This window comes from Psychrobacter sp. KCTC 72983 (genome assembly GCF_014280455.1).
GTDB lineage: Bacteria > Pseudomonadota > Gammaproteobacteria > Pseudomonadales > Moraxellaceae > Psychrobacter > Psychrobacter pacificensis.
In genome coordinates this window covers 1,952,876-1,967,747 of the sequence record NZ_CP060390.1, presented here as the reverse complement: position 1 = coordinate 1,967,747, position 14,872 = coordinate 1,952,876, and the positions used below count along the sequence as shown (strand labels likewise).

At 45.6% G+C, this 14,872-nt stretch carries 11 protein-coding genes; 6 read left to right on the top strand and 5 right to left on the bottom strand.

Features of this window, described 5'->3' with window-relative positions; all coding sequences use genetic code 11:
• Nucleotides 1-580: 580 nt before the first annotated feature.
• Both lon and PSBA01_RS08410 read left to right on the top strand, forming a co-directional pair.
• Complete coding sequence (gene lon / locus PSBA01_RS08415; RefSeq protein ID WP_186475490.1) at nucleotides 581-2,986, top strand: endopeptidase La; 2,406 nt, start codon at nucleotides 581-583, stop codon at nucleotides 2,984-2,986.
• A 369-nt stretch (nucleotides 2,987-3,355) separates the two neighbouring features.
• Nucleotides 3,356-3,913, top strand: coding sequence for a superoxide dismutase family protein (locus tag PSBA01_RS08410; RefSeq protein ID WP_186473890.1), 558 nt, complete (start codon nucleotides 3,356-3,358; stop codon nucleotides 3,911-3,913).
• 82 nt (nucleotides 3,914-3,995) lie between these two features.
• On the opposite strand, the gene topA is transcribed toward PSBA01_RS08410, so the two are convergent.
• Nucleotides 3,996-6,662, bottom strand: coding sequence for a type I DNA topoisomerase (topA, locus tag PSBA01_RS08405; RefSeq protein ID WP_186473889.1), 2,667 nt, complete (start codon nucleotides 6,660-6,662; stop codon nucleotides 3,996-3,998).
• A gap of 293 nt (nucleotides 6,663-6,955) precedes the next feature.
• Nucleotides 6,956-7,558 (bottom strand): hypothetical protein, encoded by a 603-nt coding sequence (locus PSBA01_RS08400; RefSeq protein ID WP_071002153.1) that lies wholly within the window; start codon nucleotides 7,556-7,558, stop codon nucleotides 6,956-6,958.
• Between the two features lie 400 nt (nucleotides 7,559-7,958).
• Here PSBA01_RS08400 and PSBA01_RS08395 point away from each other — a divergent pair, with 400 nt between their 5' ends.
• Nucleotides 7,959-8,492, top strand: coding sequence for a DUF2799 domain-containing protein (locus PSBA01_RS08395; protein ID WP_186473888.1), 534 nt, complete (start codon nucleotides 7,959-7,961; stop codon nucleotides 8,490-8,492).
• 200 nt (nucleotides 8,493-8,692) lie between these two features.
• Here the strand turns inward: PSBA01_RS08395 and PSBA01_RS08390 are convergent, their stop codons facing one another.
• The 3 genes from PSBA01_RS08390 to PSBA01_RS08380 all read right to left on the bottom strand — a co-directional run bounded on the left by PSBA01_RS08390 (nucleotide 8,693) and on the right by PSBA01_RS08380 (nucleotide 10,896).
• Nucleotides 8,693-9,094, bottom strand: a complete 402-nt coding sequence (locus tag PSBA01_RS08390; protein ID WP_186473887.1) for an ExbD/TolR family protein — start codon at nucleotides 9,092-9,094, stop codon at nucleotides 8,693-8,695.
• A gap of 50 nt (nucleotides 9,095-9,144) precedes the next feature.
• Nucleotides 9,145-9,831 (bottom strand): MotA/TolQ/ExbB proton channel family protein, encoded by a 687-nt coding sequence (locus PSBA01_RS08385; protein ID WP_186473886.1) that lies wholly within the window; start codon nucleotides 9,829-9,831, stop codon nucleotides 9,145-9,147.
• 108 nt (nucleotides 9,832-9,939) lie between these two features.
• Entirely contained in the window at nucleotides 9,940-10,896 is a 957-nt protein-coding gene (locus tag PSBA01_RS08380; protein ID WP_186473885.1) for an energy transducer TonB, read from the bottom strand.
• 512 nt (nucleotides 10,897-11,408) lie between these two features.
• On the opposite strand from PSBA01_RS08380, the gene PSBA01_RS08375 reads away from it, so the two are divergent.
• From PSBA01_RS08375 to PSBA01_RS08365, 3 genes are all read left to right on the top strand, one after another.
• Entirely contained in the window at nucleotides 11,409-12,446 is a 1,038-nt protein-coding gene (locus PSBA01_RS08375) for a siderophore ABC transporter substrate-binding protein (RefSeq protein WP_186473883.1), read from the top strand.
• 199 nt (nucleotides 12,447-12,645) lie between these two features.
• Complete coding sequence (locus tag PSBA01_RS08370) at nucleotides 12,646-13,623, top strand: ABC transporter permease (protein ID WP_416383518.1); 978 nt, start codon at nucleotides 12,646-12,648, stop codon at nucleotides 13,621-13,623.
• A 114-nt stretch (nucleotides 13,624-13,737) separates the two neighbouring features.
• Nucleotides 13,738-14,823, top strand: a complete 1,086-nt coding sequence (locus tag PSBA01_RS08365) for an iron chelate uptake ABC transporter family permease subunit (protein WP_186473879.1) — start codon at nucleotides 13,738-13,740, stop codon at nucleotides 14,821-14,823.
• The last annotated feature ends 49 nt before the right edge of the window (nucleotides 14,824-14,872 follow it).

Sequence of the window (14,872 nt, the reverse complement as noted above, 5' to 3'; positions counted from 1 at the left end):
TCTCATTGAGACTGATGAATAGTAACACTGATGACTAGCGCTATGATGTCTAAAATACTACCCTAACAACCCCTGTTTTTAGACGGGCGCCAGTTTACCTTATTTTGGATATAAAGCCCATGCATAGAACCGATTAGACACCCGCATCTCACACACGCTCTCGCTATCTAATGGTGAGATTTTACTTATTTAATCCAGACACAGCATTTTTAATCCAACTTTTTAATCCAATAACCGCATTGAAACGTCGGCGTTTGTCGCACTATTTAACAAAGATAACTGTGCATCTTTGCCAATGAGACTTGCAATTTTATATGCGGACACCATTTATCTAGACATGAACCACGAACTTGACTTTACAAGTCCGGGGAAAGAGGAAAAATATATGAGTGAACATAAAATAACCCAAGACAATATCGACATTGATGTCGACGTTTCATCTACTGCTACAGACAACAATGAGGCAGAGACCTTATCGAATGCAGCACAAAAAGCGGCGTCAACCAATGAGACAGACACTGGTCTTGATAACACTGACTCTAATAACAAAGACGTAAACGACAACCAACCTGAAAACTACTTGCCACTCTTGGCATTGCGAGATGTCGTCGTCTATCCGCACATGCAGATTGCCTTATTTGTGGGACGTGCGCCATCGGTGAAAGCCGTTGAGCTGGCGCAGGCTGAGTATGGCAACAAAGTACTGGTCGTCGCCCAAAAAGACTCATTGACCGAAGACATTGATCAAGACAACTTGTATCAATACGGTACCGTGTGCCGCATCGTCAGCACCATGCCGCACGATAGCGATGAGAACTGCATCAAGGTGCTGATCGAAGGTCAATATCGCGCCCGTGTCGACAATATCGAAAGTCATGACGACTTATTGATGGCGAGATTTGAGCGTGCTGATCTTGATGTCAGCATGGATGAGAGCCAGAAGAAAAACACTATTCAGGCGTTGACCACCCTGTTTGAAGGCTATGCGGATGCGCGTCTGCGTAATGCCCGTGAGCTAACTCGCGTGGCCAAACGCATCGATGATTTGCTTGAACTGGTTTATTTCATCTCAACCCGCGTGTCAATGGATTTGGATGTTAAACAGTCGTTCTTAGAAGAAAATGATAGCAAAACGCATATCAACACCTTGACGGAATATCTGGTCAAGCAAAGTGCTGAGCAAAATATCGAGCAAGATATTCAAGATGCGGTCCGTCAGCAGATGGAAGACAATCAGCGCGAGTACTTCTTAAACGAAAAGATGAAAGCGATCAAAAACGAGCTATCAGATCTCAATGATGGCGCGTTCGATGGTGAGGACGATGTGGCTGAGCTAGAGCAGCGTCTCGAAGATGCTGACTTGCCAGACGATGTGCGCAAAAAAGCGGAGCAAGAGTTTAAAAAGCTCAAAATGATGCCACCTGCATCAAGCGAATCGTCAGTGGTACGCAACTACATTGAGTGGATTTTGGATACGCCGTGGAATGCGACGACCAAAGTCTCAATCAATCTAGACAAGGCAAAAACGGTCTTAGACGAAGATCACTATGGCTTACAAGATGTCAAAGACCGCATCTTAGAATATCTCGCCGTACAATCTCGCGTGAAAAAACTGCGTGGCCCAATTCTTTGTCTCGTCGGTCCTCCAGGTGTGGGTAAAACTTCACTGGGTGAATCGATTGCGCGCGCAACGGGTCGTAAGTTTGTCCGTATGGCGCTTGGCGGCGTCCGTGATGAAGCGGAAATCCGCGGTCATCGCCGTACCTATATCGGTGCGATGCCAGGTAAAATCGTGCAGTCACTGGCCAAAGTAGAAGTCAAAAACCCACTATTCTTATTGGATGAAATCGATAAGATGGCGCAAGACTTTCGCGGTGATCCAGCATCAGCATTGCTCGAAGTATTGGACCCTTCACAGAACGATACCTTTAACGACCATTATTTAGATATGGACTTAGACTTGTCGCAAGTGATGTTTATCTGTACGGCTAACAGCATGGATATTCCACCTGCGCTACTTGACCGTATGGAAGTCATTCGTCTGCCAGGTTATACCGAAGAAGAAAAGGTCAATATCGCGCAGAAATACCTCGTGCCAAAAGCGATTAAAAATAATGGCCTTAAAGAAGGTGAAATTGAAATCGTTGAAGCGGCCCTACACAGTATCGTGCGTAGCTATACCCGTGAAGCGGGTGTGCGTAACCTTGAGCGTGAAGTCAATAAAATCTGCCGCAAAGTCGTTCGCGGTTCGGTTGAGACTCATGGCGCGCGCGCACCGAAAAAAGCAGAGCGTCAGCTGGTGGTGGTCGATGACAAAAACATCGATGATTATCTAGGCGTCCATCAGTACGACTACGGTCTGGCAGAAGAAGAGCCTGAGATCGGCCGCGTGACTGGTCTTGCTTGGACACAAGTGGGCGGTGAGCTACTTACTATCGAAGCGGTGGCGATGAAAGGCAAAGGTGAGCTGAGCTTTACAGGCTCACTCGGCGATGTGATGAAAGAGTCTATTCGCGCGGCAATGAGCGTAGTACGTGCTCGCGGTGACAGCTTAGGGATTGATTATGAGACCTTTAAGACTACTGACGTCCACGTCCATATGCCAGAAGGCGCCACGCCAAAAGACGGTCCTTCTGCTGGTGGTGCATTGACGACTGCACTGGTCTCTGCCTTGACAGGTATTGCCATTCGTCCAGATATCGCCATGACAGGTGAGATCACCTTGCGCGGCAAAATCCTACGTATCGGTGGTCTCAAAGAGAAGCTGCTGGCCGCGCATCGCGGCGGTATCAAGCATGTCTTGATTCCAGAGAGTAATGAGCGTGATTTGGCCGATATCCCTGATAATGTCAAAGAAGGCTTGACCATTCAGCCAGTTGCGACGATTGAAGAGATTTTAAAGGTAGCTTTGGTAGATATGCCAAAACCGCTCAAGCCTGCAAAAGTAACGGTTGATAAAACGGCAGGCAAAGCGCTACACAACTAATTGAGTATTCGTTAGTCAATGCTTAAAACATAAAAGCCGCTCATCACTATGATGGGCGGCTTTTTTATGCTTATTGATCATTAGTTTACTAACACCTTGGTCATTACCAATTCGTGTTTTTATGTAATCTATGCATTCTGTCGTTCATTTGATGTCATTAATTTTTTTGCCATCTGCTTTTTCAAACCCATACGTTACTTACATTTATTAACCGATTGTTGCGCATTTAATGAATAACTATAGGGTTTGCTTGGCTATACTGACGATGATGTTAACGAATATCGATACGCGCTCTAACAGAACAATAAATACAGATATTTGTGACTTTAACTACGTTCTAAATAATGAATAAAATAACTGGAGATAATAATGAATAAGACAATGCTTGCAAGTGCCCTACTATGCGGATCAGCGTTAGCCATGACTGGTTGCCAAACGGTCGAAGGTCAAATGCAAACAGGCAATCCTGTCAATCAGCCAGCACTAAAATCTACCATCAAAGCGGTGAGCGGTGATAAGAACGAAGTCGGACAGATGTTCCTGCGTCCTGTCGACGGCGGTGTACAAGTCTACGGTAAGCTCATGAATCTACAGCCGGGCCAAACGGTTGCACTACATATTCATGAGACAGGTAGCTGTGCTGATATGGGTAAAGCGGCAGGCGGTCACTTCAATCCTAACAACAAACCACATTCTAATCCCGATGATATGAATGGTCATGCAGGTGACCTATCTAACCTGACAGCCAATGAAGATGGCGTCGCTACTATCAACTATGTGAACAAAAAAATCACGGCCGATAAAGCAGGTAAGTATAGCGTGAATCGCCGCGCCTTTATCGTACATGCTGGCGCTGACGATTACACCAGCCAACCATCAGGCGCATCAGGTGACCGTGTTGCTTGCGGTATTATCGAGATGAACTAATACTATATATATTAGCCATAAAAAACCTCTTAACTATATTGTATATGGTTAAGAGGTTTTTTTATGACCGGTAGAAAAGTAGTTACTCTTCTACCCACTCGCCTTTACGCCAGTAAACACCCCAACGGGTGGCCTTGCCATTTTTCTCAGAGCCGATGTACTGCTCTTTTTTCTTACGTGACCAACGTAATATAGTTGGGTTACCCTCAGGATCTTCATCTGGTCCCTCAAACAGATATTGGAACTTGTCTTCCATCTTGTCTTTTATTTCCCGTAGCTCAGCGAGCTTGGGCGCACGAGTCTCACGCACCTTTGGAAATTTAGAAGCCGCTAAGAACATGCCTGCCGCCCCTTCACGCAAAATGAAGTAATCATCATGCTTGGTCGATTTTAGCTCTGGTAGATGAATAGGATCCATACGCGGCGGTGCTGCTTCGCCTGTTTTTAGTACCTTGCGGGTGTTATCACATTTCTGACAAGCAAAATACGGACCAAAGCGACCTGTCTTTAGCTCCATCTGACCATCACACTTGTCACAGTCGATGGTTGGCGCATCTGAGCCTGGTACTTCAAACTTACCTTCTTCTAGAATATAACCGTCACAATCAGGGTTATTACCGCAGATGTGTAGCTTGAGACCACCATCGACGATATAACCATTCATCGCGGTGCCGCATTTCGGACAGCGTTTTTTCTCCATCAAATCTTTGACTTCTGCCGTTTCATCATCCCCCTCTGGATCATCTAGATTGGCAAATGCTTCAACTGGCATTAGATTTTTGGTGCCTTTACAGCGCTCTTTCGGCGGCAAGTTATAGCCAGTACAGCCCAAGAATACGCCTGTTGAGCCTGTACGCAGCTGCATCGGACGATCGCAAATATCGCAATGCACATCTGGCACATCGGTTGGATCATTCGGACGCATACCATCTTTGCCTTTGGCATGCTCAAGGGTGGTTTTGAACTCACCATAGAAATTATCGAGCACGTCTTTCCAATCTTGCTCACCCTCGGCGACATGATCGAGCTTGTCTTCAAGCGCAGCAGTAAAGGTATAATCCATCAAGTCTGGGAAGCTTGCGGTCAATCTATCGGTGACGATATCGCCCATTTTTTCGGCAAACAAGCGCTTGTTTTCGAGCTTGACATAGCCGCGGTCTTGAATGGTGGAGATAATTGAGGCATAAGTCGAGGGACGACCAATACCTTTTTTCTCAAGCTCTTTGACAAGACTTGCCTCAGTATAGCGCGGTGGCGGCTTGGTAAAGTGTTGGCTCGGATCGAGCTTATCTAGGGTGAGCTTATCGCCTTTTTTGACATCAGGCAATAACGTATCGTCAGTCTTGGCTGGTGGCATAACACGAGTATAGCCATCAAAAGTCATCGTACGGCCGCGCGCTTTTAGCTCGACATTACCCGCCTCTACCAAAAGATTGACTGATAGATACTTAGCAGACGTCATCTGACAAGCCACAAACTGCCGCCAGATCAGCTCGTATAGACGTATGGCATCACGCTCAACGCCTTTCATTTGCGTTGACTTTAAGTTGACATTAGAAGGACGAATCGCTTCATGCGCTTCTTGTGCGCCTTGCTTATTGCCATAAAAATTTGGCTTTTCTGGCACGTATTTCACGCCATAGCTGTCTTCGATATGACCACGGACAGCAGCAAGAGCATCGCCAGACAAGAACGTCGAGTCGGTACGCATATAAGTGATGTGACCCGCCTCATATAGACGCTGCGCCAAAATCATGGTCTTTTTAACAGAAAATCCCAAACGTGTACTAGCCGCTTGCTGCAAAGTCGAGGTAATAAAAGGCGCACTTGGACGCGACTGCGTTGGCTTCTCTTCACGCTCTTTAACGATAAAGTCACTCGCTTTGAGTATCTCTAAGACTTTATCGGTTTGCTCTTTATTGCCAAGCTTTAGCGTTTTGCCACCCTGCTTGGTCGCCTCTAAACGGATACCGATTTGCTCCGCATCTGAGGCTTTTTTGGTTTTATCATGAGCGACATGTGTATCTGCATGAATCTGCCAGTATTCTTCTGGAATAAAGGCGCGAATCTCATGCTCACGCTCAACAACCAAGCGCATAGCGACTGACTGCACACGGCCTGCTGACAGACCGCGAGCAACCTTTTGCCATAGCAGCGGCGACACCATAAAACCAACGACACGATCCAAGAATCTGCGCGCTTGCTGAGCATTGACGCGATCGATATCAAGCTTTGAGGGTTGTTTAAAGGCATTTTGGATGGCTGATTTGGTAATCTCATTAAAGACCACACGTTGATACTTAGTATCAGGGCCGCCGATAACTTCTTTTAGATGCCAAGCGATCGCCTCCCCCTCTCTATCCATATCCGTTGCCAGATAGATTTTGTCAGCATCTTTGGCCAGTGCTTTGAGCTCTTTGATGACTTTTGTCTTATTTGGTAGTACTTCATAGACCGCCGCCCAGTCGTGTTCTGGATCTACGCCCATACGGCGCACCAGTGCTTGCTGTGCTTTTTCTTCTTTTGTCAGGTTGTCATCTTTTTTGGTCGTGGTTGCTTTTTTTGCGCTTTTATTTGCACTAACTGGCAAATCACGGACATGACCGATGCTCGAGCGTACGATAAAATTATCACCGAGATATTTATTAATGGTTTTTGCTTTGGCTGGTGATTCTACAATCACCAAAGACTTGCCCTTTGGGCTGTCAGCAGCTGATGCTGCGGTTTTTTTGGTTGTGGTTTTTGCCATATTTGACGACACCATAATATAAGTGATTAAAAGTATAAGTAGATTGAAAGTAACATTACAATCAGCAGCAGAGTAATTTATGGGTGCTGACGATCAGGGGTTGGCCATGACTCGGCGATTTATAGTAATAGTAGCTGCTGATAAAAAAGGTTATAAAACAAATTATAACCATAAAATAAAGATATAGTTATAAAGACGTTACACTGCTAAGCGTTAAACTGTCAACTTTAAATAAATTGAATATGAAAAACTGCTTGTATATAGGCTGTTAATGGAGACAAAAAAGCGCTTTACTAGCCTCTCGCGTCTTTTTGCATTTGTATCGCCCACTTCTCAAGATTGGCTTTGAGCACTAACAGATCTGCCTCAATCCGTTGCTGATGATACGTGGGATTAGAGTTTGGGCGCACGTAAGCAATGTCTTCCCAATAGATGATAATGCTATTTGCCTTGGTCATCAGCCCTTTAACAAACGGCTCAATGCTCACTGGTAGCTCTAATGGCGCTTTGTCCAAACTAAAATCGGTTTTTTTCACCGTCACATTATTGCTGCTTTGCGTAGAGCGAATGGCACTTGGAATATGGAGTGTTTTTGCATCATCGCTGGTATCAACAAAACTGCTATCTGGTCGCCATTGTCCATCGATCACTTGATAGCGTGTGTGCGGCAGTTTGGTTTCTTCTAATATCAGACAATACTGTCCAAGCATACCGCGGCCATATTCATTATCACGACCTTTGATCCAATCAGGGCAAGCAACGAGCTTTGGATTAAGCTGCAAACGGCGTGCGGTCATACGCAGCTTGTCTAAACGCTGATCGATACCATTCGGTTTGAGCGCCATCATACTCCCTAAGACGAATAGTACAATGATAACGCCAATCAATGTTCCCATGATGCTCTGGCCTTTTAACTAAATAAAAATGATGCTAAACAATATCAATATAACTGCTACGGCTGATAACCGCTGTCTACGCCAACAGTAAAAATAACGGCTTTATAAATAACTATCCTATAAATCGTTAACGTGAACTGGCTGCTACTCACATGACAGATAACGATATAGCAAGACTTATAATGAGCTCGAACCCGCAAAAATCAAGCACTGCCACTCAACTACTATTCAAAAACTGGCTGTATGGCTCACTCTTTATTTGTCAGTTATACTGTTAAATCAGACATTTAGCGTACCTAATCATCAGTAGCATAGCCACATACAAAAACCAGATACAAAAAGTGGTCGGCGTAAAAAAGTGCTATGATAAACCATAATTTTAAACGCGCGCAGGTTTATTATGAATTATCTTATTAAGTCAAACTCATCAAGCGCTTATATCCCTAGCAAGCTGACAGGTAAACTCCTGAGCAACACTGGCATAAGCTTATCATTACTTGGCGCAATCGTGCTAACAGTGTCAGGCTGTGCCACTACCCAAAGCCTGACCCCGCAGCAATGTCAAAGCAGTAACTGGCAAGAAGTCGGTTATGCCGATGGTCTACAAGGTCGTTCAGGGGCTTACTTCGGGCACTATACCAACAGCTGCGCCAGTGTCGGAGGCGCCAGTCCTAACCGCATACAGTGGGAGCAAGGACGACAGCAAGGTCTCAAAAACTACTGTACCGAGCTGAACGCTTATAAGCTCGGTCGCGAAGGCTATGACTGGCAGCCAGTCTGTCCATTAGAAGGTATTGAGAAATTAGAAGAAGCTTACTCTCAAGGACGCTACTACTATATCCGTCAGCGCGATCTGGATTACTTGCGCTCGCCTTATCCGTTTGGTTATGGACATCTGGGCTTTGGCTACCGTCCATTTGGCTATGGCTGGTAAAAAGAAAACCTCAGTGATGACTTAATTTGAGGTTTAAGTCGTCACTGAGGTCGGAGAGAAGCTTATTATTTTGATCGTTCTTATTATTGTTATGACGCTCGTGCTATTCATTGGCTTGTTGATTTATATCGCCAATTTTTTGCTGTAACGGACGTTGCATTTCGCTGCTTATTACTACTTACTACCGTTTATCGCTGCTATTATTCATTGACAAAGGCAATCTTGGTGAGTCCTGCTTGACTGGCAGCCGCCAAGACCTGAGCGACCGTATCATACTTACCTTCTTTATCGGCGCGTAGTTGCACTGAAGGATCTTTGCCGGTTGCGCCTTGCTCTTGCAGACGCGCCTCTAGCGCTTCCATGCTGATGGGATCGCTGTCCCAAAATATCCCCGCGTCTTTATCAATACTGATTTGAATGGCTTCTGGCGGCGTTTGATTGACCTCAGCACTGGTCTTTGGCAAATCTAAAGGAACCGTCGGATTCAGCACGGTCGCTGTCAATAAAAAGATAATCATCAATACCAGCATGATATCGATAAGCGGAATGAGGTTCATCTCATTCATACCTTGAATGTCATCATCACCCAGTTGAAATGCCATAATTATTCTCAATACTTGTGTTTATTGTCATGCCGCCAAGAGGTGCTTTTTTATTCTGCCACAGAGCTGCTGTAGTGGCGCGCTTGCTGCGTGTCTACTGCTGCATCGATAGTATTTGAGCGATTGCCTTTAACCGCCTGCACCGATGTCGCGCCTACATTTGGGTTGGTAGACGATGGCACAGGCTCAGCAGACCCGGACAACAGATCATGTGCTCTATCATTGGCTTGATACATCACACGGCGATTGATACGTACTGCTAGGTTGTAAAACACCACAGCTGGAATAGCCACAGCGATACCAAGACCCGTCATAATTAGTGCCTCACCAACGGGGCCTGCCACTTGTCCCAATCCTGCCTGTCCACTCATACCAATATTATGCAGCGCGTGGAAAATGCCCCACACCGTGCCAAATAAGCCGATAAATGGCGCGATGGCGGCTGTCGTGCCAAGAATAGGTAAGCCGCGCTCGCTCGCAAAACGGTAGCGCCCTATGTGCTTGAGTAACGTCTGTTCAGTGACCAAACGACGAGCGGCAGCATCGGAGCCGACCAAATCGGCCTGCTTTGCTTGTAGTTGTTGACTCAAGTCATCTGCTACACTGGTCGCCAGTTTGCGACTTTGCAATACGCGGACGATACCTGTCACCCAAGAGAGAATAGATAACGCAAGTAACAAAAAGAATAACGTCTTTGTCACCATGTCGCTGATCTGCCAGTATTGCATAAAGTCCATATCAGACTCCTTAATGTTTTATGCCATCACATGCTACTAAAATGAGTATCATGCCTTGTCTTATTATGAAAGATTATCAATAAATACGTTGTTATATAATATAAATACTTAAGGAACTACATAGCTGATCGGCAAGGTCACATTGCCCACCACTGGTGCGCCATTCTTGGTAAAGGGTTTGAACTTGCCAGAGCGTACTTGACGCTGGGCTTCTTTATCCAGCAAAGTATTGCCTGAAGACTGCGCCACTCGCACGCTATCGATACCACCTTGTTTATTGACACGCAATACCAATACCACGTTGAGCGTATCACCTGAACGCGCTCTACGTGCCGCACGATCAGGAAAGCTAAAGTTTGGCGCAGAGGCCCAATTGGCAGCGCTCGCAGTAAAGCTCACAGGCTCATTACTCTGTGCTCGAGCAGCAGCTTCTGCAGCTGCCTCAGCTGCTTCTCTAGCGGCTTGTGCTTGGGCGGCGGCTTCTGCTTCTCTAGCAGCTTTTGCTTGTGCCGCAGCCTTAGCATCCGCGACTCTTTTAGCTTCTTGCGCTGCTCTGTCTTGTGCTTCTTGAGCGGCTTTTTTGGCTCGAGCAGCAGCCGATGTATCGACTATCGGTTCTGAGCTGATCTTTTTGGGTGCTGCTTCTTTTGGTACAGGCTTTTGACTACTCTCAGTAGATGTTTTTTCGGTTGCGATGATTGGCGGTGTTTCAGATACTTTTTTCACCACAGGCTTCGCTGGTTCTATAGGTGTCTCGACACGCTTCTTAGGCGGTGGCTCTGCTTTTGGCTTTTGTACAGGCTTAGGTTGCACTTCTTTTTTGACGGTGACCTTTTTGACCTGCTGCACAGGTTCTTTCGTTTCTACTTTCGCTACTGCATTATTAGCAGGTAACGTCACAAACTCTATTTCGACAGGCGTGATATCTTTTTTTGGCGCAAGCTGTGGTTTGGGCGTTTTGATCACCGCCAAGGCGACTGCGGTGAGTACATGCAACCCTACCACTACGAGAAGAGATAGCAGTATCAATCTGGTTGGTGGTGTCTCTAAATCCGTTGAACTCATAACAGCCTAATGTTTATTATCCGAGGTGGAATGGCGTTGATAATAATGCAAACGATAATTATTATCAATAATAATTTATAATATTTTTTTTTGCTTTGTGAACTCATTGCCTCTTATCTCTGACAGATATCCTATAACTATTGAGCATTACTGCCATCTCGCCCGTATTTAGCTCGCTTTTTTAATAAGTCTTTTAGATAAATACTTATCGCCAATAAAAATCATTATCATTATTATTATTGATAATGAGTCTCAACTACTTTATCATAACTGCTGTTTGGTTTTTCCGTATCATGATCAAAAACTGATGCGCATAAAAATATCCAAACCATAAAACGCTCAACCCAAAAGAATAAGGCTAGAGAGTAAAATTGACAGGCGCTCTATCGGCACCCTTTTAATATGAGCATTACTCTGCTCAGCTGCTCTCATCATTTTCTATTTTTATTGTGCTACCTGTGCAGTTGTCTTATTAACAGACTGCTTAAATATCCTGATATACCGAGTCCCTTATGTCTACTACCCCATTATCACACCGTCGTACTATTCCTATTTTTAAACGTCCATTATTGATGATGACAGCTCTAGTCACTGCTATCAGTGTGACAGGTTGTAGCTCGCCTGAGACTGAATCAGCTGATGCGACAGCTACCAATCAAACGGCCAATGAGTCTGCAAACGTTGCCAATAACGATGCCGTATCTGCTGAAAAAATCACGGTGAATACGGTTAAGGGTGATGTTGAATTGGCAATGAGTCCCTCACCGTTGGTGGTTTATGACATGACCTTGATGCAAGACTTGGCAGCGCTAGATGTGGCTGTTGACGGTATGCCAGGCAGTTTGCTGTTAGACAATTTACACTCAAAAACGCAGCCTGAACCAAAAGCGGTCGGCACTGTGTTTGAGCCAGATCTTGAGGCATTGAATGCCATGCAACCACAAGCAATATTGGTGGGCTCACGCATGGCAGAAAAGTATAATGAGCTGTCAAACATCGCGCCGACGTTGGATATGTCTATCGACACGGCTAATATTTATGAGTCGAGTAAGCAGCGTTTGCATGATTTGGGTGCGTTGTTTGGCAAAAGCGATCAGGCCGCTAGATTGCAACAAGACATAGATACGCTTATCGACGAGACAAAGGGTGTCACTAAAGATAAAGGCACTGGTCTGGTCGTTATGGTTAATGGCAATAAAATGTCAGCATATGGCGATAAATCTCGTTACGGGTTTATCCATACAGTGCTAGATGTGCCAATGGCAGATAAGCAAATTGCCGATGCCCCTCATGGACAGCCGGTCTCTTTTGAATATATCCAAAAAGCCAACCCAGACTGGTTGTTTGTTATCGATCGCAGCGCCGCGATTGGTGAAGATGGTATCGGTGCCAAAGCCGTATTGGACAATCCGCTGGTCGCGCAAACCAACGCTTGGAGCAAGCAGCAAGTGGTTTATCTAAGCCCAGACTCTTACCTAGCGTTTGGTGGCTATTACCAATGGATGCAGGATCTCACAACGATTAAAGATGCCTTTGCTAACGCTAAATAACGTCGTTCTCTATACAAACGATTGTTTCACAAGTAGGTAATTATTACCGTTAACCTTGCTCATTTTTAAGCCAATAAAGATTATGTCGTTATTTTCACACCGTGCTCGTGCTAGGCTCAAACCTAACGCTTCTCTGCCAGTATCAAATTGGCAAGGAAGCGCTAGCCATACTTTAGGCTCGAAATATCGACGTGCTGCCATGCCACCGTGGTTAATCAACACCGCAAGCCTCATTATCATGGGGCTTTTGGTGTTATTGAGCTTATCTATTGGTGTGGCTGACTTTTCGTGGTCGGGTATCTTACAAAGTATCATTAGTCATAGTGCAAACTCTGATAGCTCGCTACTACTGGTCAGCCGTATCCCGCGCACCGTTGCGATTATTTTGACGGGCATTGCGATGGCAGTGGCAGGAATGGTCATCCAAGTGGTGCTCAAAAACCGCTTTGTAGAGCCGTCTATGGTCGGTGCGACCCAAAGCGCCGCGCTCGGTTTGCTGGTAGTCAGTCTGCTATTTCCTGCCAGTGCGCTCATTGTGAAGATGAGCGTAGCGACCATCGCCGCTGTATTCGGCATGATGCTATTTATGCTATTGATTCACCGTATTCCGCCGACTGATTTTTTGATGGTTCCACTGATTGGTATTGTCTTCGGCGGCATTATCGAAGCAGTCACTACCTTTATCGCCTATCAAACCGAATCGCTACAGATGCTCAGCGTGTGGCAGTTTGGGGATTTCTCAGGCGTCTTGGCAGGTCGTTATGAGCTGCTGTGGCTCACGGGCGCGCTGTGTGTACTCGCCTATATCATCGCAGATAAGCTAACCATCGTTGGTTTGGGTGACAATATCGCCTTGAACTTAGGTATTAGTAAGCGCCAAGTGACGTGGATTGGTGTGGGGATGGTTGCCATGATGAGTGCCGTTGTCGTCGTGACGGTCGGTATGATTCCTTTTATTGGCCTCGTCGTGCCAAACATTGTGAGCCGACTGATGGGAGATAAGTTGCGTCGTAGCTTGCCTGCAGTCGCGCTACTGGGCGCTTCAGCAGTATTGCTGTGCGATATTATCGGTCGCTCGATTCGCTATCCATTTGAAGTGCCTGTTGCCACCATATTTGGCGTGGTCGGTACAGTGCTGTTTTTATGGCTATTACTGCGCGCGCCAGCTGAGCAATAAGACTAAGCAATAAAGCTGAATAATAAAACAGCAATCTTTAATCGATTAACCACTCACTTACCGTCGTTCATTTTTTGCCTTATTTAGCTAAGCTTGGCATCATAGGATTTATTTATGTTCTCATCAACTAAGCTTAGTGCCACAAAGGCTCGTTCTACGGAAACCAACACAGCGATAGATAACTCATCTGCAGCAGATGGTCAGTATTCAGCTGCTGCCCAAGGTCAGTTGGCAAAGCTTTGGGCATGGATAGCTGCGCATCCGAAATCTATTGCAGCTATTATTCTACTGATCTCGATGACCTTGTTTATGACACTCAATGTCAATGGCTATTGGGACTTTGCGCTACCGCTACGCGGCAAAAAACTGCTGGCACTGATGGTGGTTGGCTATGCGATTGGCGTGTCGACGTTATTGTTTCAAACGTTGACTCACAATCCAATTCTAACGCCCTCCCTACTCGGATTTGATTCGCTCTATATTTTGCTACAAAGCTTACTGGTTTTCTTTTTAGGGGCGATTAGTTTTACCAGTCTCGATCCTATTGCCAAGTTCACGCTAGAGATTGTCCTGATGTTTGGGGCATCTTTGTTATTATTTAAGCTATTATTTTCTAAAAGCAGTCAGGATCTGACACGCTTGATATTGGTGGGCGTTATCTTTGGTGTGTTGTTCCGCAGTTTATCAGCACTCATTGCACGGCTGATTAACCCCGATGATTTTGTGGTCGTACAGTCCGCTAGCTACGCGCAGTTCAATACGGTCAATCCTCAGCTATTAGGCATTAGCCTATTTATCTGTGTCATCACTGCGGTGTTTGTCTGGCGCTGGCGTTACCAATGCGATGTGCTAATGCTCGGACAAGCCCAAGCCATTAACCTTGGTATCCATTATCAACGTCTGGCATTTGGCCTATTAACTGTTATCGCAGTGTTAGTCGCCACAGCCACTGCACTGGTCGGTCCAGTGACTTTCTTTGGTCTATTGGTTTGTGCATTGACCAATCGTATCGCTCGACACATGTATCATACTGAGCGGCTGATATTGGTCAGTTTGGTCGCTATGATTTGCTTGGTGTTGGGTCAGACACTCTTTGAGCAAGTGCTAGATATGGCAGGCGTATTGTCCGTTGTGATAGAGCTCGCAGGTGGCCTCGTGTTCTTGGCATTGATATTTATGTCCCAGCGCCGTTCGTTATAACGACTTAGCCGACATTGTTTATTTAGCTGATGCTGTTGATAAAGAAAGC

Excerpts from the sequence above, each read along its gene's own strand:
- PSBA01_RS08410 (WP_186473890.1), top strand. The coding sequence starts at position 3,356 with ATGAATAAGACAATGCTTGCAAGTGCCCTACTATGCGGATCAGCGTTA.
- topA (WP_186473889.1), bottom strand. The coding sequence starts at position 6,662 with ATGGCAAAAACCACAACCAAAAAAACCGCAGCATCAGCTGCTGACAGC.
- PSBA01_RS08400 (WP_071002153.1), bottom strand. The coding sequence starts at position 7,558 with ATGGGAACATTGATTGGCGTTATCATTGTACTATTCGTCTTAGGGAGT.
- PSBA01_RS08395 (WP_186473888.1), top strand. The coding sequence starts at position 7,959 with ATGAATTATCTTATTAAGTCAAACTCATCAAGCGCTTATATCCCTAGC.
- PSBA01_RS08390 (WP_186473887.1), bottom strand. The coding sequence starts at position 9,094 with ATGGCATTTCAACTGGGTGATGATGACATTCAAGGTATGAATGAGATG.
- PSBA01_RS08385 (WP_186473886.1), bottom strand. The coding sequence starts at position 9,831 with ATGGACTTTATGCAATACTGGCAGATCAGCGACATGGTGACAAAGACG.
- PSBA01_RS08380 (WP_186473885.1), bottom strand. The coding sequence starts at position 10,896 with ATGAGTTCAACGGATTTAGAGACACCACCAACCAGATTGATACTGCTA.
- PSBA01_RS08375 (WP_186473883.1), top strand. The coding sequence starts at position 11,409 with ATGTCTACTACCCCATTATCACACCGTCGTACTATTCCTATTTTTAAA.
- PSBA01_RS08370 (WP_416383518.1), top strand. The coding sequence starts at position 12,646 with ATGCCACCGTGGTTAATCAACACCGCAAGCCTCATTATCATGGGGCTT.
- PSBA01_RS08365 (WP_186473879.1), top strand. The coding sequence starts at position 13,738 with ATGTTCTCATCAACTAAGCTTAGTGCCACAAAGGCTCGTTCTACGGAA.